This window comes from Streptomyces sp. 4N124 (assembly GCF_052245395.1).
Taxonomy (GTDB): Bacteria; Actinomycetota; Actinomycetes; order Streptomycetales; family Streptomycetaceae; genus Streptomyces.
This window is the reverse complement of record NZ_JBQQBS010000044.1, coordinates 63,559-84,623: the sequence shown is the minus strand read 5'-3', so window position 1 is coordinate 84,623 and position 21,065 is coordinate 63,559. Positions and strand designations below refer to the sequence as shown.

The window sequence follows — 21,065 nt, the reverse complement described above, 5'->3', positions numbered from 1 at the left end:
CCGCAGCGCGACCGGTTCCGGCAGCGGCTCCACGGGCCGCAGCAACTCCCCGGGCACACCGAGGGGTTCACGGCTGTTGGCCAGGACGGTGAGCCCGGGACACCGCCCCAGCAGCTGCTCCACGAGGCAGGCGGCGGCCTCGACGACGTGCTCGCAGTTGTCGAGCACGATCAGCATCCGCCGCCGGCCGCAGTGCTCGACGAGCCGTACGACGGGATCGTCATGGCGCTCGAGCCCGGCCCGTATCTCCTCCGCCCCGGCCCCGAACAGCACGGTCTCGCGAGCTCCCACGGCCGTGAGCACGGCCTCCGGCACGGCGGCCGGGTCGTCGACGGGCGCCGCCAGCTCGGCCAGCCACACCCCGTCCCGGGCCGCGTCCCGCACGGCCTCGGCGGCCTCCTGCGACAGCCGGGTCTTCCCCGCTCCGCCGGGTCCGAGCAGCGTCACCAGCCGGGCGGCGGCGAGATCGCCGCGGATGGCCTCGATGTCGGCCTCCCGCCCGACGAAGGAGGTGAGCCGGGCGCGGAGATTGCCGACCGGCCGGCTCGGAGCCTCCGCCGGACGGAGCAACTCCCCGTGCAGCGCCCGCAGTTCGGCCCCGGGATCGGATCCGAGCCGGTCCGCGAGCAGGTGTCGTACGTCGTCGTAGGCGGCCAGCGCTTCGGCGGCCCGCCCGGTGTCGCGCAGGGCGCGCAGGCGCAGGGCCTGGAGGGGCTCGTCCAGGGGGTGGCTGTCACACAGGGCGGTCAGCTCGGGCAGGGACTGTTCGGCCTGGCCGAGGGCGAGGGCGGCGGCGTGCCGGGCACGGAGCGCGTCAAGGCGCCGGGTCTCGCAGCGGGCCGCCTCCGCGGTGCGGTCGGGCAGGTCGGCGAGGGCGGGCCCGCGCCAGAGCGCGAGGGCGTCGTCGAGCACCACGGCCGCCTTGGCGCTGTCGCCGTCGGTGAGGGCGCGCAGCCCGTCACCGACCAGCCGCTCGAAACGATGCAGGTCGATGTCGTCACCCGAGGCGGCGAGCCGGTACCCGCCCTCCACGGACTCCACGGCATCCGCGCCCAGCGCCCTGCGCAGCCGCCCCACCAGCGCCTGCACCGCCCCCGTCGCATCGGCCGGCGCCTCGCCGTCCCACACCTCGTCCACCAGCACACTCACCGGCACGGTCCGTCCCGGCCGCAGGGCCAGCACCGTCAGCAGCGCACGCAACCGCGCCCCGCCGACGGGGACGGTGGTGCCGTCCGTGCGGATTGCCTGAGTCGTGCCGAGGATGCGATAGCGCACGGGCCCATTGTCCCTGCTGCCGCCCCCACGCCGCCTCCGGGTTTACACGCGCATGAACTGTGCGGAGCCGGAACCCACAGCTGACCGCGAGACGTTTTCCCCCTGGGCCCGGTACGGTCGGGCAGTCGCAGCGCAGTGCAGATGAGCCAGGGGAGCCCGATGACCACCGCCACCACCCGCCACAGTGACCGGCGGATCAGTCCCGTCTTCGTCGGGATCATGGCCGTCACCGCGGTCACCGGATGGGCCACCTGGACCGGATTCGCGGAGCAGCCCGGCGTGGCCGTGTTCCTGTTCGTGACGGCGGCGTGGATCGTCTCGCTGTGTCTGCATGAGTACGCGCACGCGCGCACGGCCCTGCACAGCGGCGACATCACGGTCGGCGCGAAGGGCTATCTCACGCTCAACCCGCTGAAGTACACGCACGCCCTGCTCAGCATCGTGCTGCCCGTGCTCTTCGTGATCATGGGCGGGATCGGCCTGCCCGGTGGTGCCGTCTTCATCGAGCGGGGGCGCATCCGGGGCCGCTGGCGGCACAGTCTGATCTCCGCGGCGGGTCCGCTGACGAACGTCCTCTTCGCCGCCGTGTGCACCGCACCGTTCTGGCTGGACGCGCTCGACGGCGTGCCGCGCGACTTCCAGTACGCGCTCGCGTTCCTGGCGCTGCTCCAGGTCACGGCCGCGATCCTGAACTTCCTGCCGGTGCCGGGCCTGGACGGCTACGGGGTCATCGAGCCCTGGCTGTCGCACAACGTCAAGCGCCAGGTGGAGCCGTTCGCGCCGTTCGGCCTGCTGTTCGTGTTCGCGCTGCTGTGGGTGCCGTCGATCAACAGCGTGTTCTTCGACGCCGTGGACTCGATCCTGTCCGCCATGGGGATCACCGACCTCGAGACCTACTGCGGCCAGGACCTGTACCGCTTCTGGCAGGGCACGAACGAGTTCTGCCAGATCAGCCAGTGACAGAGTCTCGCCGGTCGGCCTTGCCGCGCTTGACGTAGTACCAGGCCATGTTCGACGACAGCCCCGCCAGCAGCACCCACACGACACCCAGCCAGCTGCCCTGCACGAAGGAGACGACGGCCGCGGCGACGGCGAGGGCGCAGACGGCGAGGGCGTAGAGGGCGAGGCGGGGCATGGGGTCGGCTCCTGTCGGGGGGACACTGCGGTTGCGGCCTCCAGTGTCCCCCATCCCCTCATACGTCTGTGATGCGGAGCCCCGCGTGTGCCTTGTAGCGGCGGTTCACGGAGATCAGGTTCGCCACCAGCGACTCGACCTGGTGGGCGTTGCGCAGCCGCCCCGCGAAGATCCCGCGCATGCCGGGGATGCGCCCGGCGAGGGCCTGCACGATCTCGACATCGGCGCGCTCCTCCCCCAGCACCATCACATCGGTGTCGATCTCCTCGACCTCCGGGTCCTCCAGCAGCACCGCCGACAGGTGATGGAAGGCGGCGGTCACCCGGGAGTCCGGCAGCAGCGCGGCGGCCTGCTCGGCGGCGCTGCCCTCCTCCGGCTTCAGGGCGTACGCGCCCTTCTTGTCGAAGCCGAGCGGGTTGACGCAGTCGACGACGAGCTTGCCGGACAGCTCGGAACGCAGGGATTCGAGCGTCTTGCCGTGCCCCTCCCAGGGCACAGCGACGATCACGATGTCGCTGCGGCGCGCGCACTCGGCGTTGTCGGCGCCCTCGATGCCGTACCCCAGCTCCTCGGCGGCGGTCTGCGCGCGCTCGGCGGCCCGCGAGCCGATGATCACCTTCTGGCCGGCCCGGGCGAGCCGGTAGGCGAGGCCCTTGCCCTGCGGCCCGGTCCCGCCGAGCACGCCGACGACGAGACCGGAGACGTCGGGCAGGTCCCAGGGGTCCTTGGCGGGGGCCTTCGCGGGCTTCTGTGCAGCACTGTCGGTAGAGGTCATGGGCCGACTTTACGTCCGCCCTCGCGACGCCACCCGGGTCAGGTGAGCCGCGTCACGGGGATGCGCCGGAAGCTGATCGTCTCGTAGGGGTTGAAGTCGCCGGTCTCGTAGAGGAGTCCGACGGTGGACGCGTCGACGCGGACCAGGTCGGAGTACCCGGCCGGGAGGCCGTCGACGGTGAACGCCGGCCGCCAGGTGGTGCCGCCGTCGGTGGAGGCGCGCAGGGTCATCAGGGCGCGGCCGTGGGCGGGCCCGGAGTACAGGAGCAGGTCGGGGTCGCGGAGCTGGAGGACGCCGGCCTGGCAGACGGGGGCGGTCAGTCCGGCCTGGGGGCGGAACGGCTTCACCAGGGTCCGGCCGCCGTCCTCGGAGTGGGCGTCGGCGCGGTTGCCGGGCGAGCGGGAGTCGGTGCGGGTGTTGAAGTAGACGCGGCCGTCGGGGAGTTCGGCGGCGGTGGTCTCGTTGGCGTTGAGGTAGTCGGTCGGGCTGTCGTCGACGTAGCCGAGGTACCAGGTCTCGCCGTGGTCGTCGCTGAGCAGGCAGTGGCCGCCGTTGTACCGGGGCTCGTTGCCGATGTCCGAGCCGGTGGGCGGCACGGTGTGGTTGGCGGGGACGACGACCCGGCCGGTGCTCAGCTGGAGGGCGTGGCCGGGCCCGGTGGCGTACCAGCGCCAGCCGGGCTCCTTGACCTGGTGCGTGATCTCCCGGGCCGCCGACCACGTCTGCCCGTCGTCATCGCTGTGCTGCACCCACACCCGGCGCCCGTCCTCGTCCTTGACCTCGCCGCGCAGGATCGCGCTCTCGGCCGCGTCGGCGGCGGAACGGCACTGGACGAGCAGCACGCGGCCGGTGTCGAGGACGACGGGGGCGGGGTTGCCCGCGAGGTCGCCGCCGTTGCGGGCGGCGACCTGCAACGCCCCCCAGGTGCGGCCGCCGTCCGTCGACCGCTTCAGCACGATGTCGATGTGCCCGTAGTCGCTCGCGGAGTCGACCCGGCCCTCGCAGAAGGCGAGCAGCGTGCCGGATGCGGTGGCGACGACCGCCGGGATCCGGTAGCTGTCGTAGCCGTCGTCGCCCGCGCGGAACGGGACGCTGGTCTCTGACATCGGCGTACTCCTCATGACGTGTTCGGCGGCGATCCGGCCCCCTGCCCATCATGGGCGAATTCGTGGTGAACTCCACATCACAAGTGGCGGGTTGCGGCAGGATGCCGTCGTATGGATGCCGTACGGGTCGCGCTGCTGCGCGAAGTGCTCGCCGGGACCGAGTGGTTGGGAGCCACGCGACGCTTCGCGGGGGTGCTGCGCGGTTCGGTCGTGTCGCACGGCGGCGGCCTGCTGCTGGTCGGAACACCGGAGTACGAGCCCTGGCATCTCGCCGCCCATCTCGTCGACGAGGCCGCTTGGTCGGGCACGCCGGAGCTGTCGCCGACTCTCGTACGACATGACGCGCGCCCCTCGGATCCGGCGCACCTGGCGGTGGGTCTGGGCCGGCTCGCGGCGGCCCGGCGCGGCGAGACGTTGCTGGTGGTCTCACCGGCGGACTCCTGCACTCCGGCCACCCTGGAGCGGGTGCACGACGCACGGCGGGCCGGGGCGACGGTGCTGGCGCTCGGCACCGACGAGGGCGAGTTGGCGGCGATGGCGCACGAAAGGCTGGCCGTGCCCGAGTCGGCGGAGCTGGACCTGGACACCGTGCAGCACCTGGTCAGCGCGGCGGCCGGGGAGAGTTCGCTGCCGGTGTCGAGAGGACGACGGCGCTTGCGGGACCGGTTGTCGAGGCTGGCGGACGAGCTGACCGCACCGCCTCCCACCCCCTGGTAATTCGGTTGCCCCACCTCCGGGTGTCCCCAACCATGAGCCTCCGTGACCGACGACGCCCTCGACCCCCCTTCCGGCCTCCGCGCCCTGTTGCCCGACCTCGCACCCTGGCGGGCCTCTCGTGACTTCCGGCGGCTGTGGTTCTCGGGGCTGATCTCGAACTTCGGCAGCTTCCTCACCTTCGTCGCGCTCCCGGTGCAGCTGAAGGAGCTGACCGGATCGGCCGCGGCGGTGGGCGCCATCGGAGCGGTCGAACTCATACCGCTGCTGGTCTTCGGGCTGTACGGCGGGGCGCTCGCGGACGCCTGGGACAAACGCAAGCTGATCATCTGGACCGAGGCCGGCCAGGGCCTGCTCACCGCGGCCCTGCTGGTCAACGCGCTCCTCCCGGACCCCGCCATCTGGCCGCTGTACGTCGTCGCCGCCCTGTCCTCCGCCCTGTTCTCCGTGCAGCGGCCCGCCCTCGACTCGCTCTGGCCCCGGATCGTGGCCCACGAGCACATGCCGGCGGCAGCCTCGCTGAACGCCTTCCGCTGGACGCTCGGCGGGGTCGCGGGCCCAGCCCTGGCGGGTGTGGTCGTCGCGTACGCGGGCCTCGGCTGGGCGTACGGCGCCGACCTCGCGACCTTCGCCGTCTCGGTCGTACTGATCCTCCGCATCGCCTCCTCCCCCGCGTCCCACGAGGCGGCGAAGCCGTCGCTGAAGGCCATCGCCGAGGGCGCCCGGTACGCGTGGAGCCGCAAGGAACTGCTCGGCACCTACGCCGTCGACCTCGCGGCGATGTTCCTGGCGATGCCGCTGGCCGTACTGCCGTTCCTCGCGGACGAGTTGGACGCCGAGTGGGCGCTGGGCCTGATGTACGCGTCGGTCCCGCTCGGCTCGATGCTGGTGAGCCTGACCAGCGGCTGGACGTCACGGGTCCACCGCCACGGCCGGATGGTGGTGCTGTCGGCGGCCCTCTGGGGCCTGGCGATCGCGGCCGCCGGTGTCGTCGGCGACGTATGGCTGGTGCTGCTGTTCCTGACCGTGGCGGGCGGCTGCGACATGGTCAGCGGGGTCTTCCGCGCGGCCATGTGGAACCAGACGATCCCGGACGAGCTGCGCGGCCGGCTCGCCGGGATCGAGCTGCTGTCGTACTCCGTCGGCCCGACCGTCGGCCAGGTCCGCTCGGGCGGCTTCGCCGCGCTGTGGGGCGTACGGACGTCGGTCTGGTCGGGCGGCCTGCTGTGCGTGGGCGCGGTAGGGCTCCTGGCGCTCTGCCTGCCGAAGCTGATGACGTACGACGAACGCACCAACGAGCACGCGGTACGGCAGCGGGAGCAGCGGAGGGCAGCCGCAGCGGCGAAGACCTAGTCAGTCGTCGTCCGTCTTGCCCGCCGGGGCGTCATGCCACCTGGGGTCGTTCTCCCACTCCAGGTTGCGCTCCCGGGCGATCTCCATCGCGTGCTCGGCCTCCGCGCGGCCGGCGTACGGACCGAAGCGGTCCTTGGCGGGGCACTCCGGCCCCTCCTCCACCTTCTTGTGCTCCAGGCAGTAGTACCACTCGCCCGGCTTTCCGACGGTCCGCTTCTTGAACAGGGCCATGACCGGCTCCTTTCACCACAGACATGTTCCCCCATGCCCGCCGTCTAGACTCGCTGGCATGTCTGGCCAGTCGCTGCTCGTACCAGGGGAGCTGTCCCCCACCCGTCCCGTGCCCGGAAACATCCGTCGCCCCGAGTATGTCGGCAAGCCCGCGCCGACGCCGTACACCGGCCCGGAGGTGCAGACGCCCGAGACGATCGAGGCGATGCGCGTCGCCGGCCGGATCGCCGCGCGGGCGATGGCGGAGGCGGCCAAGCTGATCGCCCCCGGGGTGACCACGGACGAGCTGGACAAGGCGGCGCACGACTACATGTGCGACCACGGCGCCTACCCGTCGACGCTCGGCTACCGCGGCTTCCCCAAGTCCCTCTGCACATCGCTCAACGAGGTCATCTGCCACGGCATCCCCGACTCCACCGTCCTGCGCGACGGCGACATCATCAACCTCGACGTGACGGCGTACATCGGCGGGGTGCACGGCGACAACAACGCGACGTACCTGGTCGGCGAGGTCGACGAGGAGAGCCGCCTGCTGGTGGAGCGCACGCGCGAGTCCCTGAACCGCGCGATCAAGGCGGTCAAGCCGGGCCGCCAGATCAACGTCATCGGCCGCGTGATCGAGTCGTACGCGAAACGCTTCGGCTACGGAGTCGTCCGGGACTTCACGGGCCACGGCATCAACTCGTCCTTCCACTCGGGCCTGATCATCCCGCACTACGACAGCCCGCACGCCACCACGATCATGCAGCCCGGCATGACCTTCACGATCGAGCCGATGCTGACGCTCGGCACGCACGAGTACGACATGTGGGACGACGGCTGGACGGTCGTCACGAAGGACCGCAGGCGGACGGCCCAGTTCGAGCACACGCTGGTGGTGACGGAGACGGGAGCGGAGATCCTGACGCTGCCGTAGCGCCTCACCGCCCTCGCAAGCCCGCCCTCTCCCGGAGGGCGGGCTTTCCTGTGCGTGCCTCAGCGGAGCTGCGGGTACTCTTTTACCGACAGGACGTCGGCAAGTTTCCCGACAAGGGGTCGGGAAGTGGTTGACTTAGGTAAGCCTAACCATAGAAAATCAGGGCTCATGGACTCCTTCTCGACCCTCATCCGCACCGCGTCCCACGAGCAGCACGTGGAGGCGGAGACCTCGACGTTCATGAGCGACCTGCTCGGCGGCAAGCTCGGCGTCGACGCGTACGCGCGCTACACCGAGCAACTGTGGTTCGTGTACGAGGCACTGGAGACCGGCACCGAGCGACTGGCGTCGGACCCGGTTGCCGGCCCCTTCATCCAGCCCGAACTCTTCCGGCTCCCCGCCCTGCGGCGGGACCTGGAGCACCTGCGCGGCCCCGACTGGCGCGCGACCCTCACCGCACTCCCGGCCACACAGGCCTACGCGAACCGCATCGCCGAGTGCGCCGACACCTGGCCGGCGGGCTACATCGCCCACCACTACACCCGCTACCTCGGCGACCTCTCCGGCGGCCAGATCATCCGCGACAAGGCGGAGCGGACCTGGGGCTTCGCGAAGAAGGGCGACGGCGTCCGCTTCTACGTGTTCGAGGAGATCGCCAACCCGGCGGCGTTCAAGCGGGGTTACCGGGAGCTGCTGGACGGGATCCATGCGGACGACCTGGAGAAGCAGCGCGTCATCGCGGAGTGCAAGAAGGCGTTCTCACTCAACACGGCGGTGTTCCTGGCGCTGGGCGAGGAGTTTCCGCTGAGCGCATAGCTCTCAGTACTCCGTGCTCAGCGCTCAGCGCTCAGCGCTCGAGAAACACGCGCCCTCCGACCTCCACCCAGCCGCCCGGCTGCGGAGCGGTGAGGATCTGGGACCCCGCCCCCTGCGTGATGTTGAGGGCCCTGCCCAACTGATCCGTGAGAAGCATGGCCGCCGCCCCGGTCGCCTCGTCCTCCTCGATACCGTCACCGCGCCCGGGAAAGCCCCGCGCCCGGACCCGCCCAGCGGCCTCGTCCTCCCAGGCCCACGCGTAGATCCACTCCCCCGGCGACGGCACCGGCAGCGCGTCGACCTCGGCGGCCGTGGCGTACCGGCGCAGGGTGCGTGGCGGAACCCACTCCACCCGCGCCTCGATCCAGCTGAACTCCCCGTCCAGGCGGGCACCCACGACACCGGCGGGCGTGACCAGCTCGGGAACATCCAGGAGCCAGGCCGTACCGACGCAGGGATACCCGGCGAAGGGCAGCCGTGTGCTGGGCGTGTAGATGTCGATGACCCCTCGCTCGGGGTCATCCACGAACACGGTCTCGCTGAACCCGAGCTTCGCCGCGAACGCCTGCCGCGCCTCCCGCTCCGGCATCAGCGAGCCGTCGCGGACGACGCCGAGCTCGTTGCCGTATCCGCCGCCCGGCGCGCAGAAGACCCGCAGCACGTCGTAGTCACTCACCCCGGCATTGAAGCATCACCCGCACGACGAGCGTCCCCCAGTCCTCGGGACCGGCACGCACCCGGCGTCGGTGTCGGCCGGGGGTGCATCGCGCAGCCCGGCGCTGACGGGGTGCCGCCTGCGCCCACCCGTGCCGCCCCAGGCGGCACGACTGCCCGCAGCTTGGCAGGTAAGGCTAACCTAAGCTTTGATCGCTGAGAAGGAGAGCCGCATGACCGTACTGGAGAAGGCGGAGCGGGAGGTGGCGGCCGAAGTGCCGCCCCGCAGACGGCGCACCACCGGCTGGCTGCTGACCGTCGGCATGGCCGTCGGCCTCCTCGTCCTCGCCCCGGTCGCCGCTGGGATCGGCGCGTACCCGATCCCGGTCGGGGACGTCCTCGGCTCCGTGCAGCACAAAGTCGGGCTCGGGGGCGGGGAGTTGGACCGGGTCGCCGAGTCGGTGCTGTGGAACGTCCGCTTCCCTCGGATCGTGCTCGCGCTGCTCGTCGGCGCCTCGCTGGGGTGCGCGGGCGCGCTGATGCAGGGCGTGTTCGGCAATCCGCTGGCCGAACCGGGCACGATCGGCGTCTCCTTGGGCGCGGCGGTCGGCGCGGTGGCCTCGATCGCGCTCGGTCTGTCCTTCTTCGGCAACTGGACTCTTCCGGCCATGGCCTTCGTCGCCGGGCTCTGCACCGTGCTGCTGGTGTACGGGATGTCGCGCTCGAGCGGCCGTACGGAGGTCGTGACGCTGATCCTCACGGGGATCGCGGTGAACGCGTTCTGCGGGGCGCTCGTCGGGCTGTTCATCTTTCTCGCCGACACCGCGGCGGTGAACCAGATCACCTTCTGGCAGCTGGGGTCCCTCTCCCAGGCGACCTGGCCGAAGGTGCTGGCGGTACTGCCGTGTGCGGCGATCGGGCTGCTGCTGGCGCCGGTGTATGCGCGCCGCCTGGATCTGCTCGCGCTCGGCGACCGGCCCGCGCGGCATCTGGGGGTCGAGGTGGAGCGGCTGCGGATCGTACTGATCCTTGTTGTCGCGCTGTTGACGGCGGCTGCGGTGAGTGTCGCCGGGGTCATCGGCTTTGTCGGGCTGGTCGTACCGCATCTGCTGCGGATGGCCTCCGGCCCGGGGCATCGGTTCCTCATTCCGGGGAGTGCGCTGGGTGGGGCGCTGGTGCTGCTGGGCGCGGATCTGGCGGCTCGGACGTTGGCTGCGCCTGCGGAGCTCCCGCTGGGGGTTCTGACTGCGCTTCTCGGCAGCCCGTTCTTTTTCTGGCTGTTGCGCAGGACTCGGCGTCGGCAAGGGGGTTGGGCCTAGAGGTCGTATGTCGGCTGCGGGTGTGTGGGGGCTGGTCGCGCAGTTCCCCGCGCGCCCCTGAGGTTCTTTCCGTCCCCTCCTCTAGAAGGACCCGCCTATGCGACTCCTCCGCACCCGTCCCCTCCCTCCCGACCCCGCCGAACCCGGCGACATCCTCGCCGAAGCGCAGGCCCTCCACGTCCGGCTCGGTTCCCGCGTTGTCCTCCATGGAGTGTCCGTCACCGCCCGTGCCGGTGAAGTCCTCGCCCTTGTCGGGCCCAACGGGGCTGGAAAGTCCACCCTGTTGGGTGCGCTCGCCGCCGATCTTCCGGCTGCGGAGGGGGTCGTACGGATTCACGGTCGTCCGGCGTCGGAGTGGTCCGCGCCTGAACTGGCCCTGCGTCGGGCTGTGTTGCCGCAGTCGGCGGTGTTGTCGTTCCCGTTCACGGTGGAGGAGGTGGTGCGGATGGGGCGTGCACCCTGGGCCGCCACCGCGATCGAGGACGATGACGCGGCCGTGGCCGAGGCGATGGATCGGGCCGAGGTGACCGTGTTCGCCGCCCGGCCGTTCTCCGCGCTCAGCGGTGGTGAGCGGGCGCGGGTGGCGCTCGCTCGGGTGCTTGCCCAGCGTGCGCCGCTGCTGCTGCTCGACGAGCCGACGGCGGCGCTGGATCTCAGGCATCAGGAGCTGGTGCTGCGGTTGTGCCGGGAGCGGGCGCGGGCCGGGGACGCGGTGGTGGTCGTGCTGCACGATCTGGGGCTTGCGGCGGCCTATGCGCACCGGGTGGCGATTCTGCGCGCCGGGGTGGTGGTGGCGGACGGGCCGCCCGGGGAGGTGTTCTCGGACCGGCTGCTCTCGGAGGTGTACGACCAGGAGGTCGAGGTGCTGCCGCATCCCCGGACGGGCGCGGTCCTGGTGACGCCAAGGCGCGAGCTTTGACGCTTCCTTGACCCTTCCGTGGGGTCCGATTTGAGCCACCGTGATCGGCTCGTGCTCATACACAGTCCATGAGAGCTGAATCACGGTACGGCGGGGTATCACGCAGGTAAGGCTCGGATAAGTTAGGCGAGCCTAATCGAAGCTATGTGTCCTCTGTAAGCGTTTTCTCGCCACCCTCATGGAGCCGGTATGCGCCCCGCCAGACTCTCCGTCATCACCGCCGCCACCGCCGTGGCGGCGCTGACCGCTCTCACCGGCTGCACCGAGAAGGGCGGTTCGGACAGCGGCGACAACGTGATCAACGTGACCGCGACGGACGACAAGTGCGAGGTGTCGAAGAACGAGGTCCCGGCCGGGCACGTCGAACTCGCCATAGAGAACAAGGGCTCCAAGGTCAACGAGGTCTACATCCTCTTCCCGGACGACCGGGTGGTGACCGAGCGCGAGAACATCGGCCCCGGCACCAAGCAGCGGGTCACCGCCGAAGTGAAGGCGGGCGACTACCAGATCGCCTGCAAGCCCGGCATGAAGGGCGACGGCATCCGCCAGGACATCAAGGTCACCGGCGGGACGGCGGCCAAGCGCGACCCGCGTCTCGACAAGGCCGTGGCCGCCTACCGCGAGTACGCCCAGACGCAGGCCGACGAGACGGTGCCGCTCGCCGAGACGTTCGCCAAGGCGGTCAAGGACGGCGACATGGAGGCCGCGAAGAAGGCGTACGCGCCCTCCCGTATCGGCTGGGAGCGCACCGAGCCGGTCGCCGAGTCCTTCGGCGACATCGACCCCAAGGTCGACCTGCGCGAGGACGGTCTGGAGGAGGGCCAGGACCTGGAGAAGGACTGGACCGGCTGGCACCGCATCGAGCGCTCGCTCTGGAAGGACAAGAAGCTCACCGCCCGCGACTCCGAACTCGCCGACCAGCTCATCACCGACCTGAAGGACTGGCAGAAGCGGGTCGGCAAGGCCGAGATCACCCCGACCTCCATGGCCAACGGCGCCAAGGAACTCCTCGACGAGGTCGCCACCGGCAAGGTCACCGGCGAGGAGGAGCGCTACTCCCACACCGACCTGGTCGACTTCAAGGCCAATGTCGAGGGTGCGGAGAAGTCGTACGAGCTGCTGAAGTCCGTCGCCAAGGAGAACGACCCGGCGCTGGTGACGGAGTTGGACAAGCAGTTCGGCGCGTTGAACGGGCTGTTGGACAAGTACCGCGCGGACAAGACGTCGTACGACTTCACCTCGTACGAGAAGGTCGGCGAGGCCGACCGCAAGGAGCTGTCAGACGCGGTGAACGCGCTCGCCGAGCCCCTCTCCAAGCTGGCCGCCGCAGTTGTCGTGAAGTAGGGGGCGCCCTCATGACCGAGACCTCGGGATCCCCGTCCCGGCGTGCGCTGATCGGCTGGGGCGGTGCCGGGCTCGCGCTCGGTGCCGCCGCGGCCGGCAGTGCGGTGGCGATGGCCCGCACCGGCGACGATGTCGACCCGGCCGGCGCCGAGTCGGGCGCGGCGGTCGCCTTCCACGGCACGCACCAGGCGGGCATCGCCACGCCGGTGCAGGACCGGCTGCACTTCGCCTCGTTCGACGTGAAGACCGACGACCGCGCTCAGTTCATCCAGATGCTGAAGGACTGGACGGTCGCCGCGCGCCGGATGGCGGCCGGGCAGACGGTCGGCGAGGGCGCGTACGGCGGTCTGGCCGAGGCACCGCCGGACGACACCGGCGAGGCGCTGGGCCTCAAGCCGTCGCGGCTGACGCTGACGATCGGCTTCGGGCCTTCCCTGTTCGAGAAGTTCGGGTTGGCGGACGCCCGCCCCGAGGCGCTCGTCGACCTGCCGAAGTTCTCCGGCGACAACCTCGACAAGAACCGCAGCGGCGGTGATCTGTGCATCCAGGCCTGCGCGGACGATCCGCAGGTCGCCGTGCACGCCATCCGCAACCTGGCCCGTATCGGCTTCGGCAAGGTCGTCATCCGCTGGTCGCAGCTCGGCTTCGGGAAGACGTCGTCCACGACGCCCGAGGAGCAGACCCCGCGCAACCTCATGGGCTTCAAGGACGGCACCCGCAACATCGCGGGGACGGAGACGGACCGGCTGAAGAAGTTCGTGTGGGTCTCCGACACGGACGGTCCCGAGTGGATGGTCGGCGGGTCCTATCTCGTCGCCCGGCGCATCCGCATGCACATCGAGACCTGGGACCGGACCTCGCTGCAGGAGCAGGAGGACATCATCGGCCGTGACAAGGGCGAAGGGGCCCCGGTCGGCAAGGCGAAGGAGCGCGACGAGCCGTTCCTGAAGGCGATGCTGCCCAACGCGCATGTCCGGCTCGCGCACCCCGACACCAACGACGGGGCGACGATCCTGCGCCGCGGCTACTCCTTCACCGACGGCACGGACGGGCTGGGCCGGCTGGACGCGGGCCTGTTCTTCCTCGCCTACCAGCGGGACGTCCGCAAGGGCTTCATCCCCATCCAGCGCAGCCTGGCGCCGGACACGCTCAACGAGTACATCCAGCATGTGGGTTCGGCGATCTTCGCGATCCCGCCCGGCGTCCGCGACAAGGACGACTGGTGGGGCCGGGCGCTGTTCTCCGAGGAGGCGTAGCCCGTGTTCTCCAACTACCTGATCGGACTGCGCGAGGGCCTGGAGGCCAGCCTCGTCGTCTGCATCCTCATCGCCTATCTGGTGAAGACCGACCGCAGGGACGCACTGAAGCCGATCTGGATCGGCATCGGTGTCGCGGTGGCGCTCGCGCTGGGCTTCGGCTGCGCGCTCGAATTCGGCTCCCAGGAGCTGACGTTCGAGGCGCAGGAGGCCCTCGGCGGCTCGCTGTCGATCCTCGCGGTGTGCCTGGTGACGTGGATGGTGTTCTGGATGCGGCGCACCGCGCGGCATCTGAAGGCGGACCTGCACGGCAAGCTCGACGCGGCCCTCCAGATGGGCACGGGCGCGCTGGTGGCGACGGCCTTCCTGGCGGTGGGCCGTGAGGGCCTGGAGACGGCCCTGTTCGTGTGGGCGTCGGTGCGCGCGGCCGGCGACGGCACACCGCGCCCGCTGCTCGGCGTGGCCCTGGGCATCGCCACCGCGGTCGTGCTCGGCTGGCTGTTCTACCGGGGCGCCCTGCGCATCAACCTCGCCAAGTTCTTCACCTGGACCGGCGCCATGCTGGTCGTCGTGGCGGCGGGCGTCCTGGCGTACGGCTTCCACGACCTCCAGGAGGCCGACTGGCTGCCGGGCCTGAACAGCAAGGCCTTCGACATCAGCGGCACGATCCCGCCGGACAGCTGGTACGGCACTCTCCTGAAGGGCATCTTCAACTTCCAGCCGGACCCGACCGTCCTCCAGGTCACGGTGTGGCTGCTGTACTTGATCCCGACGCTCGCGTTGTTCTTCGCCCCGGTAGGGTTCGCCTCCGGGAAGGGGAAGGTGAAGGTAGCCGATGAGCAGGGATCGCGGCCTTCGAAGGCAGCTCAGCCTTCGCAGTCTTCGCAGGATTGACCGGAGCGCACTGGTAGCAGCCTCCGTGACCGCTTTGTCGCTGACCGCGAGTGGGTGCGTGGTGGTGCACGGGGAGCGCGAGGTGCTCCCCGCCGCCACCGGGGCCGAAGCCGCCAAGGCGCTCCAGCAGTTCACGACCGCGTACAACGCGGCCGACAAGGCGTACGACAGCTCCCTGGACGCCGACCATGTGACGGGCGCCCTCAGTGACATCGACGCGGCGCGGCTCGAGGCCGGGCAGGCGCGCAGTCCCGAGGGCAATCCGAACCACGCGCCGTTGAAGCTGTCGGACGTGAAGTACACGATCGTCAAGAAGGCGGGCTGGCCGCGCTGGTTCATCGCCGACGCGGCGGGCAACAAGGGCGGCAGCGCGCGCTGGCTGTTGGTGTTCACCCGCGGCGGGCTTCAGGAGCCGTGGGAGGTGGCGTATCTGACGCTGGTCGCCCCCGGCGACGTACCGGAGTTCAAGAAGGACAAGGACGGCCTCGCCGAGGCCGTGCCCATGAACTCCACCGAACTGGCCGCCGCGCCAGGCGAGTTGAGCCGGGAGTACGCCACCTACCTCAAGGACGGCGGGCAGTCGGCCTTCGCTTCGGGTGCGCACACCAGCGGGTGGCGTACGGAGCGGCAGCAGGAGGCCAAGAAGCCTGGTCTGGTCACCCAGTACATCGACGAGCCGCTGACGGACGGCGACTACGCGCCGCTGGCGGTGCGCACGAAGGACGGCGGGGCGCTGGTGTTCTTCACCACCCGCCACTTCGAGAAGGAGACGGCCGCGGCGGGTACGTCGGTGCCGACGCCCAACGACGACGTGCTGGCGCTGACGACCGGTGAGATCAAGCAGTCGCTGACGATGGAGTTCGTCTCCAACGAGGTGGCGCTGGATCCGAAGGGGCCCGGCAAGGTGTCGATCCTCGGGCGGATCCAGGGGCTTACGGCGGCGAAGGGCGAGTAGCCCCTCCGGTCAGTGACGCAGGGGCCAGGCGGCCCCGGTCACATGGCCGGAGTCCTCACCGACGTAGCGGGCGCAGGCGTCGGTGAGGACTTCCAGCAGGCTCAGCGGGTCGGGGAGCGGGTGCTCCGGGCCGCGCAGCCAGTGCACGGTGTGGCCGTCGTCGCCGGGGAGCCGGGCGGGCGGCACCAGGACGTACGAGCCGCGGCAGTGCCAGCGCAGGCCGGGGTGCTCGTCCATCGTCTCGGGGTGGCAGTCCAGCTCGCAGGGCCACCACTCGTCCTCGTCCTCGGGGGTGCCGCGGGTGAGGGTGAAGAACAGCAGCCGGCCGTCGTCGCTCTCGGCGACCGGGCCGACCTCGATACCGGAGGCCAGCAGCCGCTCCATGGCCTCCTGGCCCGCCTCCTGGGGGACGTCGAGGACGTCGTGGACCATGCCGGTCGCGGTGATGAAGTTGGCCTGCGGCTGGTGCCGGGCCCAGCGCTCGATCTGTGCGCGGTCGGTGGTGGACTGCGTCTGCCAGGCGAAGGAGACCGGGTGCCTCGCCGGGGTGGGACAGCCGACGCGGTCGCAGGAACAGCCGTAGCCGGCGGCCGGGTACGCGGCGGGCGCGAGCGGCAGGCCCGCCCCGGCGGCGGCGAGCAGCAGGGCCTCACGGCCGTCGTCGCCGACGGCCTCCTTCGGGCGGCGTCCCCGCAGCCACTGGGAGAGTTTGCCCTGCCGGCCGGAACGACCGCCGAACTCCGCGCTCATCTATCCCCTCGCCTCGCTGTGGTAGCGGACAGCATGCCCTATGGTCCCACCATCCTGCGCTCCGGGGGGGCCGGAGCTGACATCCGGGGTAGGTGGGACGAGGCGGGTGCGGCTCCTGAATCGGGCGGCATCGACGGCTTTGGGGGGATTTACCGGGGCGCGATGCCGTGCAGGGCGTAGTCGACGAGGGTGTCCGTGTACTCGTACGAGATCGGGCCCGTGTACTGGAGCCAGCGCTGGGCGAGGGGGGAGACCCAGAGTTCGAGGGCGATGCGCGGGTCGACGTCCTGGCGCACCTGTCCGGCGTCCTGTGCGGCCCGCACCCGGTCGACGTACAGCTGGAGCGACGGTTCGAGGAGCTTGGCCATGAAGATCCGGCCGAGCTTCTCGTCGACCACGCCTTCGGCGGCCAGGGCGCGGGAGGGGGCCTCGAACCGGGGGTCCTTGAGCTGGTCGACGGTGAGCCGCAGCACGGCCTTGAGGTCGGCGGCGAGGTCGCCGGTGTCCGGAATGGCGTACGGCTCCTCCGCGCCCGCCTCCCGCGACGCCTGTTCGCTCAGATCGAGGAAGGCCTCCAGCAGGACGTCCGCCTTCGACGACCACCACCGGTAGATCGTCTGCTTACCGACGCCGGCGCGGGCGGCGATGCCCTCGATGGTGGTCTTGGGGTAGCCGACCTCCGCGACCAGTTCGATCGCGGCGTCGTAGATGGCGCGACGGGACTTCTCGCTGCGGCGGGTGGAGTCGGGGGCGGGGTTCTTGGCCATGGTGCGAATTTATCAGGTTGACAAGACGATGCGTCTCGCCGGACAGTAGGAAGCGTCCACCGCGAGACGATACGTCTCGTGCAATACGTCCATCTGAAAGGAGCCCGCCATGGCGCGAGGCGGAGCCGGAAGCATGCTCGGAGTCGGCGGCACGCGGAGGAACCTCGGGCGCGACGCCCTGCGCGGCGGCGCACGGGGCCGCCGCGTCGGCGGTCCCGTCGACCCCCAGGCCCAGAAGCGCGAACTGCTGCGCAAGCTCCAGGAGAAACGCGAGGAGGAACGCACCGCAGACGAGTCATCGTGAACGGACCTCCCCCGCCCGGGGGAGAGCGTCCCCCCGCACGCGGGATCTCCCCCCGGTGTCGGCCCGCTGTACTGAAGCGGTCAGCGACACCGGGGAGGAATCACGATGTATGCGTGGACGAGACGACGTCTGCTCACCTCGACGGCCTCGGCAGCGGGCCTGGCCGTCGCGACCACCGTTCCCTCGCGGGCGGCAACGGGCCGCGTCCGCGCCGGGAACGACGACGTGCTGGACGCCTTACGGGCCCTGCCCGGACTGCGGGTGATCGAGGAACGGCCGGGCGCCGAGCCCGGGTACCGCTTCTTCGTCCTCGGCCTGCGCCAGCCCGTCGACCACACGGAACCCGCGGCCGGCACCTTCGAGCAGCGCCTCACGCTGCTGCACACCTCGGCCGACCGGCCGACGGTCCTGTTCACGACCGGCTACGAGGCGACCCTCACGCCCTACCGGTCCGAGCCGACCGTCCTGCTCGACGCCAACCAACTCCAGGTCGAGCACCGCTACTTCGGCACGTCCCGCCCGCCGACCATCGACTACACCCACCTGACGATCCGCCAGGCCGCCGACGACCATCACCGCGTCGTACGCCTGTTCCGTCGCCTGTACGGCGGCGCGTGGATCTCGACCGGCGGCAGCAAGGGCGGCATCGCGAGCGTCTACCACCGCCGCTTCCATCCCTACGACGTGGCCGGCACCGTCGCCTACTCCGCGCCGAACAACGTCGACGACCGGGACGACTCCGCCTATCTCCGCTTCCTGGAGACCATCGGCACCGCCGAGACGCGCGACGCGCTGAAGGCGGCCCAGCGGGAGATCCTGCTGCGGCGTTCCGACATGGTCGCCCGCTACGAGGCATGGGCGGCGTCCGCCGGCACCGGCTTCCGCATCGTCGGCAGCGCGGACAAGGCACTCGAGATCGCCGTCCTGCGCGTGCTGTTCATGTTCTGGCAGAACGGCACGGGGGACGGCGGCACCATCCCCGGCCCGGCTGCGACGACCGACGAGCTGTACGCGTGGCTGGAGCGCACCGCCGCGCTGCCCGTGTATGCCGACGATATCGCGACGCACTACATCCCCTACTGGTATCAACTCGGCACGCAGATGGGGTACTTGAGCGTCCCCACCGCCCATCTGGCCGGGTTGCTGCGCTATCCGCGGGCCATCGAACCCCGCAGTTTTGTGCCATGTGACATTCCACTGCGCTTCGACTCCGACGCCATGCCGGACATCGACCGCTGGGTCCGCCGACGCGGCAGCCGGCTGCTGTTCGTCAACGGCGCGATGGACCCGGCGGTCGCCGAGCCCTTCCGTCCCGGCGCACACGACTCATGCGTCCTGTGGGCGCCCGACACGAACCACCACGTCAGGCTGGAGGACCTGTCCCCCGCCGACCACGCGGCGGCCGTCGCCACCCTGCGCCGCTGGGCAGACGTGTCCTAGTCCTCCGCCTCGGGCGGCCACGCGTCGCCCCAGTCCGCATCGCGTGCCGCCTTGTAGAGATCGCCGTGGCGTTTGGTGACCGTGGTGCGGCGGAGGGCGGGGTCGGTCTCGCAGAGGTCGAGGAGGACCTGGCCCTTGCGGATCTGCGGTTTGCGTACGACGCGGGAGGGGGCCGGGGCGACCGGGAGGCGGGTGGCCGCGACGTAGGCGAACTTCTCGTCCTCGTAGGCGAGGGAGCCGCCCTTGACCTGGCGGTGCAGGGAGGAACGGCTGACCCGGGCCGAGAAGTGGCACCAGTCCGTGCCGGGGACGATGGGGCAGGCCGCGCTGTGCGGGCAGGGGGCGGCGATGTGGAAGCCGGCGGCGATGAGGCGGTCGCGGGCCTCGATGATGCGGGTGTAGCCGTCGGGGGTGCCGGGTTCGACGATCACCACGGCCTGGGCGGCGGTGGCGGCGGCGTCGATGAGGGCGGCGCGGTCGGGGGCGGTGAGTTCGTTGAGGACGTAGGAGACCGTGACGAGATCAGCGCTCTCGATGGTGAGCGCTGCTCCGATACGAGAGCGCTGCCAACGTACGTCCCGCAGCGCCGGGTTGGCGGCGGCGATCTCCCGGCCGAGCGCGAGCGCGGGCTCGGCCCAGTCCAGCACGGTGACGCTGCGCTCGCCGGGCCAGGTAGCGGTGACGGCCCAGGTCGCGGCGCCGGTCCCGCCGCCGACGTCGACGTGGCTGCCGGGTGTCCACTCGGGTACGGCCTGCGCGAAGGCCTCCAGCGCGGAGTGGGTCGCCTCGAAGGTCGCGGGCATGCGGTACGCGGCGTAGGCCGCCACGTCGGCGCGGTCGCGGAGGATCGGGGCGTCGGTCGGGGTGGCGCCACGGTAGTTGGCGATCAGCCGGTCGACGGCTTGCGCGGCCTGGCGGGGCGGAAGGCCGTCGAGGAGAGCGGCGAGGGTGTCGCGCAGGGTCTCGGCCGGGCGTACGGGGACATTCACCCACTGATTCTACGAGCGCGCCGGAGGCGACTGCGGACCACACCTTCCTCGCCCGCCCCCGCCCCTCCATCGCGGAGTGAGGACTCACTCATTGACGGAGTGAGTCCTCACTCCGTACTCTCGCAGTCATGACAGCACCCAAGGAGAACCAGGACCAGACCACCCGCCGCCGCGCCCCCGCCATGTCGCCGGAGCAGCGCCGCGCAATGATCATCCAGACCGCGATCCCACTGATCGCCGAGTACGGCGCCGCGGTGACGACCGCGAAGATCGCCCGCGCCGCGGGCATCGGCGAGGGCACGATCTTCCGGGTCTTCGCCGACAAGGACGAGCTGCTGCAGGCCTGCATCGCCGAGGCGCTCTCCCCCGAGCACGCGGTCCGCGAGCTCGACGCGATCGACGTGTCCCAGCCGCTGCCCGACCGGCTCGCCGAGGCGGCCGAGGCGCTGCAGGCGCACATGTCCAGGATGGGCGCGATCCTCGGCTCGCTGGGGCATGGCGGCGGCAAGCACCCCGGCACGGTGCGCGGAGCGGGCCGTGCCGAATCGACGACCCGTATCCGCGCGGCCCTGGCGGAGCTGCTGGAGCCCGACAAGGCCGCCCTGCGCCGGCCGCCCGAGCAGATCGCGGCCCTCTTCTTCGGCCTGCTCTTCACCCAGCCGCGTACGGAGGACGAGCCCGACCTGACCCCGCAGGAGCTGGTGGAGGTCTTCCTGCACGGGGCGTTCTCGGGGGGCGCCAAGTGAGCGCGCGGAGAAGGCGCCTGGGGGTTACGGCCCTGGCCGTCCTGGCCCCCGTCCTGGTGTGGCTGGTCGCGGACCCCCTGCTGGGGCACCGCCTGCGGATCGCCGACGGCGAGCAGACCCTCGACATCGGCGCCGTGCCCATAGCCTTCGTCGCACTGCTCGCGTCACTCTCCGGCTGGGGACTGCTGGCCGCCCTGGAGCGGTTCGGGGCGCGACGCGCCCGCACCATCTGGACCGGGGTGGCCGCCGCCGTACTGGCCGTGTCCTTCCTGCCGTTCATCGGCGACGGCATGGACGCCGGCACCCGGGTCTCCCTCGCTCTGATGCACCTGGCGGTGGCGGCGATCCTGATCCCGGGGCTGAATTCCAGCCCCTCCGGCGTTTGAGGGGCGGCGGGGGCGAGAAAC

At 71.0% G+C, this 21,065-nt stretch carries 24 protein-coding genes; 15 read left to right on the top strand and 9 right to left on the bottom strand.

What is annotated here, in order from left to right:
- On the bottom strand, positions 1–1,275 hold a 1,275-nt coding region (locus tag ACTWQO_RS34270), incomplete at its 3' end, for an AfsR/SARP family transcriptional regulator (RefSeq protein WP_443241269.1).
- 159 nt (positions 1,276–1,434) lie between these two features.
- Here ACTWQO_RS34270 and ACTWQO_RS34265 point away from each other — a divergent pair.
- Positions 1,435–2,235, top strand: coding sequence for a site-2 protease family protein (locus ACTWQO_RS34265; RefSeq protein ID WP_443241268.1), 801 nt, complete (start codon positions 1,435–1,437; stop codon positions 2,233–2,235).
- Here the strand turns inward: ACTWQO_RS34265 and ACTWQO_RS34260 are convergent.
- Genes ACTWQO_RS34260 through ACTWQO_RS34250 form a run of 3 tightly spaced genes read right to left on the bottom strand, consistent with a single transcriptional unit; the run spans position 2,225 to position 4,291 of the window.
- Positions 2,225–2,410 (bottom strand): hypothetical protein, encoded by a 186-nt coding sequence (locus ACTWQO_RS34260; RefSeq protein WP_443241267.1) that lies wholly within the window; start codon positions 2,408–2,410, stop codon positions 2,225–2,227. The genes ACTWQO_RS34265 and ACTWQO_RS34260 overlap by 11 nt on opposite strands.
- Before the next feature lie 58 nt (positions 2,411–2,468).
- Entirely contained in the window at positions 2,469–3,185 is a 717-nt protein-coding gene (gene npdG, locus ACTWQO_RS34255; RefSeq protein ID WP_443241266.1) for an NADPH-dependent F420 reductase, read from the bottom strand.
- Positions 3,186–3,223: 38 nt separating this feature from the next.
- Positions 3,224–4,291: a sialidase family protein gene (locus ACTWQO_RS34250; protein ID WP_443241265.1), complete on the bottom strand. Its 1,068-nt coding sequence runs from the start codon at positions 4,289–4,291 to the stop codon at positions 3,224–3,226.
- Positions 4,292–4,402: 111 nt separating this feature from the next.
- On the opposite strand from ACTWQO_RS34250, the gene ACTWQO_RS34245 reads away from it, so the two are divergent.
- Entirely contained in the window at positions 4,403–5,008 is a 606-nt protein-coding gene (locus ACTWQO_RS34245) for a hypothetical protein (protein WP_443241264.1), read from the top strand.
- 42 nt (positions 5,009–5,050) lie between these two features.
- Positions 5,051–6,358 (top strand): MFS transporter, encoded by a 1,308-nt coding sequence (locus ACTWQO_RS34240; RefSeq protein ID WP_443241263.1) that lies wholly within the window; start codon positions 5,051–5,053, stop codon positions 6,356–6,358.
- On the opposite strand, the gene ACTWQO_RS34235 is transcribed toward ACTWQO_RS34240, so the two are convergent.
- Positions 6,359–6,589, bottom strand: a complete 231-nt coding sequence (locus ACTWQO_RS34235) for a hypothetical protein (RefSeq protein WP_443241262.1) — start codon at positions 6,587–6,589, stop codon at positions 6,359–6,361.
- A gap of 58 nt (positions 6,590–6,647) precedes the next feature.
- Between ACTWQO_RS34235 and map the strand changes: the two genes are divergently transcribed.
- Both map and ACTWQO_RS34225 read left to right on the top strand, forming a co-directional pair.
- Positions 6,648–7,505 carry a type I methionyl aminopeptidase gene (map, locus tag ACTWQO_RS34230; RefSeq protein WP_210577701.1) on the top strand — a complete coding sequence of 286 codons (858 nt, stop codon included), beginning with the start codon at positions 6,648–6,650 and terminating at the stop codon, positions 7,503–7,505.
- A 168-nt stretch (positions 7,506–7,673) separates the two neighbouring features.
- A complete protein-coding gene (locus tag ACTWQO_RS34225; protein WP_443241261.1) occupies positions 7,674–8,321 on the top strand; it encodes a biliverdin-producing heme oxygenase in 648 nt (215 codons plus the stop codon).
- 31 nt (positions 8,322–8,352) lie between these two features.
- Here ACTWQO_RS34225 and ACTWQO_RS34220 read toward each other — a convergent pair whose 3' ends face one another.
- Positions 8,353–8,997, bottom strand: coding sequence for a PhzF family phenazine biosynthesis protein (locus ACTWQO_RS34220; RefSeq protein WP_443241260.1), 645 nt, complete (start codon positions 8,995–8,997; stop codon positions 8,353–8,355).
- Positions 8,998–9,208: 211 nt separating this feature from the next.
- Here ACTWQO_RS34220 and ACTWQO_RS34215 point away from each other — a divergent pair, with 211 nt between their 5' ends.
- The 6 genes from ACTWQO_RS34215 to ACTWQO_RS34190 all read left to right on the top strand — a co-directional run bounded on the left by ACTWQO_RS34215 (position 9,209) and on the right by ACTWQO_RS34190 (position 15,662).
- Positions 9,209–10,294, top strand: a complete 1,086-nt coding sequence (locus ACTWQO_RS34215) for a FecCD family ABC transporter permease (protein WP_443241259.1) — start codon at positions 9,209–9,211, stop codon at positions 10,292–10,294.
- 97 nt (positions 10,295–10,391) lie between these two features.
- Complete coding sequence (locus tag ACTWQO_RS34210) at positions 10,392–11,213, top strand: heme ABC transporter ATP-binding protein (RefSeq protein WP_443241258.1); 822 nt, start codon at positions 10,392–10,394, stop codon at positions 11,211–11,213.
- A 189-nt stretch (positions 11,214–11,402) separates the two neighbouring features.
- Positions 11,403–12,557 (top strand): iron uptake system protein EfeO, encoded by a 1,155-nt coding sequence (gene efeO, locus ACTWQO_RS34205; RefSeq protein WP_443241257.1) that lies wholly within the window; start codon positions 11,403–11,405, stop codon positions 12,555–12,557.
- Between the two features lie 11 nt (positions 12,558–12,568).
- On the top strand, positions 12,569–13,813 hold the full coding sequence (efeB, locus tag ACTWQO_RS34200; RefSeq protein ID WP_443241256.1) for an iron uptake transporter deferrochelatase/peroxidase subunit: 1,245 nt from the start codon (positions 12,569–12,571) through the stop codon (positions 13,811–13,813).
- Positions 13,814–13,816: 3 nt separating this feature from the next.
- Entirely contained in the window at positions 13,817–14,707 is an 891-nt protein-coding gene (efeU, locus tag ACTWQO_RS34195) for an iron uptake transporter permease EfeU (RefSeq protein ID WP_443241255.1), read from the top strand.
- Positions 14,649–15,662: a hypothetical protein gene (locus ACTWQO_RS34190; protein ID WP_443241254.1), complete on the top strand. Its 1,014-nt coding sequence runs from the start codon at positions 14,649–14,651 to the stop codon at positions 15,660–15,662. Before efeU ends, ACTWQO_RS34190 begins: the two co-directional genes overlap by 59 nt.
- A gap of 9 nt (positions 15,663–15,671) precedes the next feature.
- Here the strand turns inward: ACTWQO_RS34190 and ACTWQO_RS34185 are convergent, their stop codons facing one another.
- Both ACTWQO_RS34185 and ACTWQO_RS34180 read right to left on the bottom strand, forming a co-directional pair.
- Complete coding sequence (locus ACTWQO_RS34185; protein ID WP_443241253.1) at positions 15,672–16,412, bottom strand: bifunctional DNA primase/polymerase; 741 nt, start codon at positions 16,410–16,412, stop codon at positions 15,672–15,674.
- A gap of 149 nt (positions 16,413–16,561) precedes the next feature.
- Positions 16,562–17,179: a TetR/AcrR family transcriptional regulator gene (locus ACTWQO_RS34180; RefSeq protein ID WP_443241252.1), complete on the bottom strand. Its 618-nt coding sequence runs from the start codon at positions 17,177–17,179 to the stop codon at positions 16,562–16,564.
- Positions 17,180–17,288: 109 nt separating this feature from the next.
- On the opposite strand from ACTWQO_RS34180, the gene ACTWQO_RS34175 reads away from it, so the two are divergent.
- Entirely contained in the window at positions 17,289–17,483 is a 195-nt protein-coding gene (locus ACTWQO_RS34175; RefSeq protein ID WP_443241251.1) for a DUF6243 family protein, read from the top strand.
- A 105-nt stretch (positions 17,484–17,588) separates the two neighbouring features.
- Entirely contained in the window at positions 17,589–18,923 is a 1,335-nt protein-coding gene (locus ACTWQO_RS34170) for a S28 family serine protease (protein ID WP_443241250.1), read from the top strand.
- Here the strand turns inward: ACTWQO_RS34170 and ACTWQO_RS34165 are convergent.
- The gene (locus tag ACTWQO_RS34165) at positions 18,920–19,912 is read right to left on the bottom strand and encodes a small ribosomal subunit Rsm22 family protein (RefSeq protein ID WP_443241249.1); all 993 of its coding nucleotides are present in this window, start codon (positions 19,910–19,912) and stop codon (positions 18,920–18,922) included. The two genes, ACTWQO_RS34170 and ACTWQO_RS34165, sit on opposite strands and share 4 nt — an antisense overlap.
- Before the next feature lie 128 nt (positions 19,913–20,040).
- Between ACTWQO_RS34165 and ACTWQO_RS34160 the strand changes: the two genes are divergently transcribed.
- Together ACTWQO_RS34160 and ACTWQO_RS34155 are read left to right on the top strand one after the other, a co-directional pair.
- Entirely contained in the window at positions 20,041–20,658 is a 618-nt protein-coding gene (locus ACTWQO_RS34160) for a TetR/AcrR family transcriptional regulator (protein ID WP_443241248.1), read from the top strand.
- Positions 20,655–21,044 (top strand): DUF6069 family protein, encoded by a 390-nt coding sequence (locus ACTWQO_RS34155; RefSeq protein ID WP_443241247.1) that lies wholly within the window; start codon positions 20,655–20,657, stop codon positions 21,042–21,044. The genes ACTWQO_RS34160 and ACTWQO_RS34155 overlap by 4 nt, the downstream gene beginning before the upstream one ends.
- The last annotated feature ends 21 nt before the right edge of the window (positions 21,045–21,065 follow it).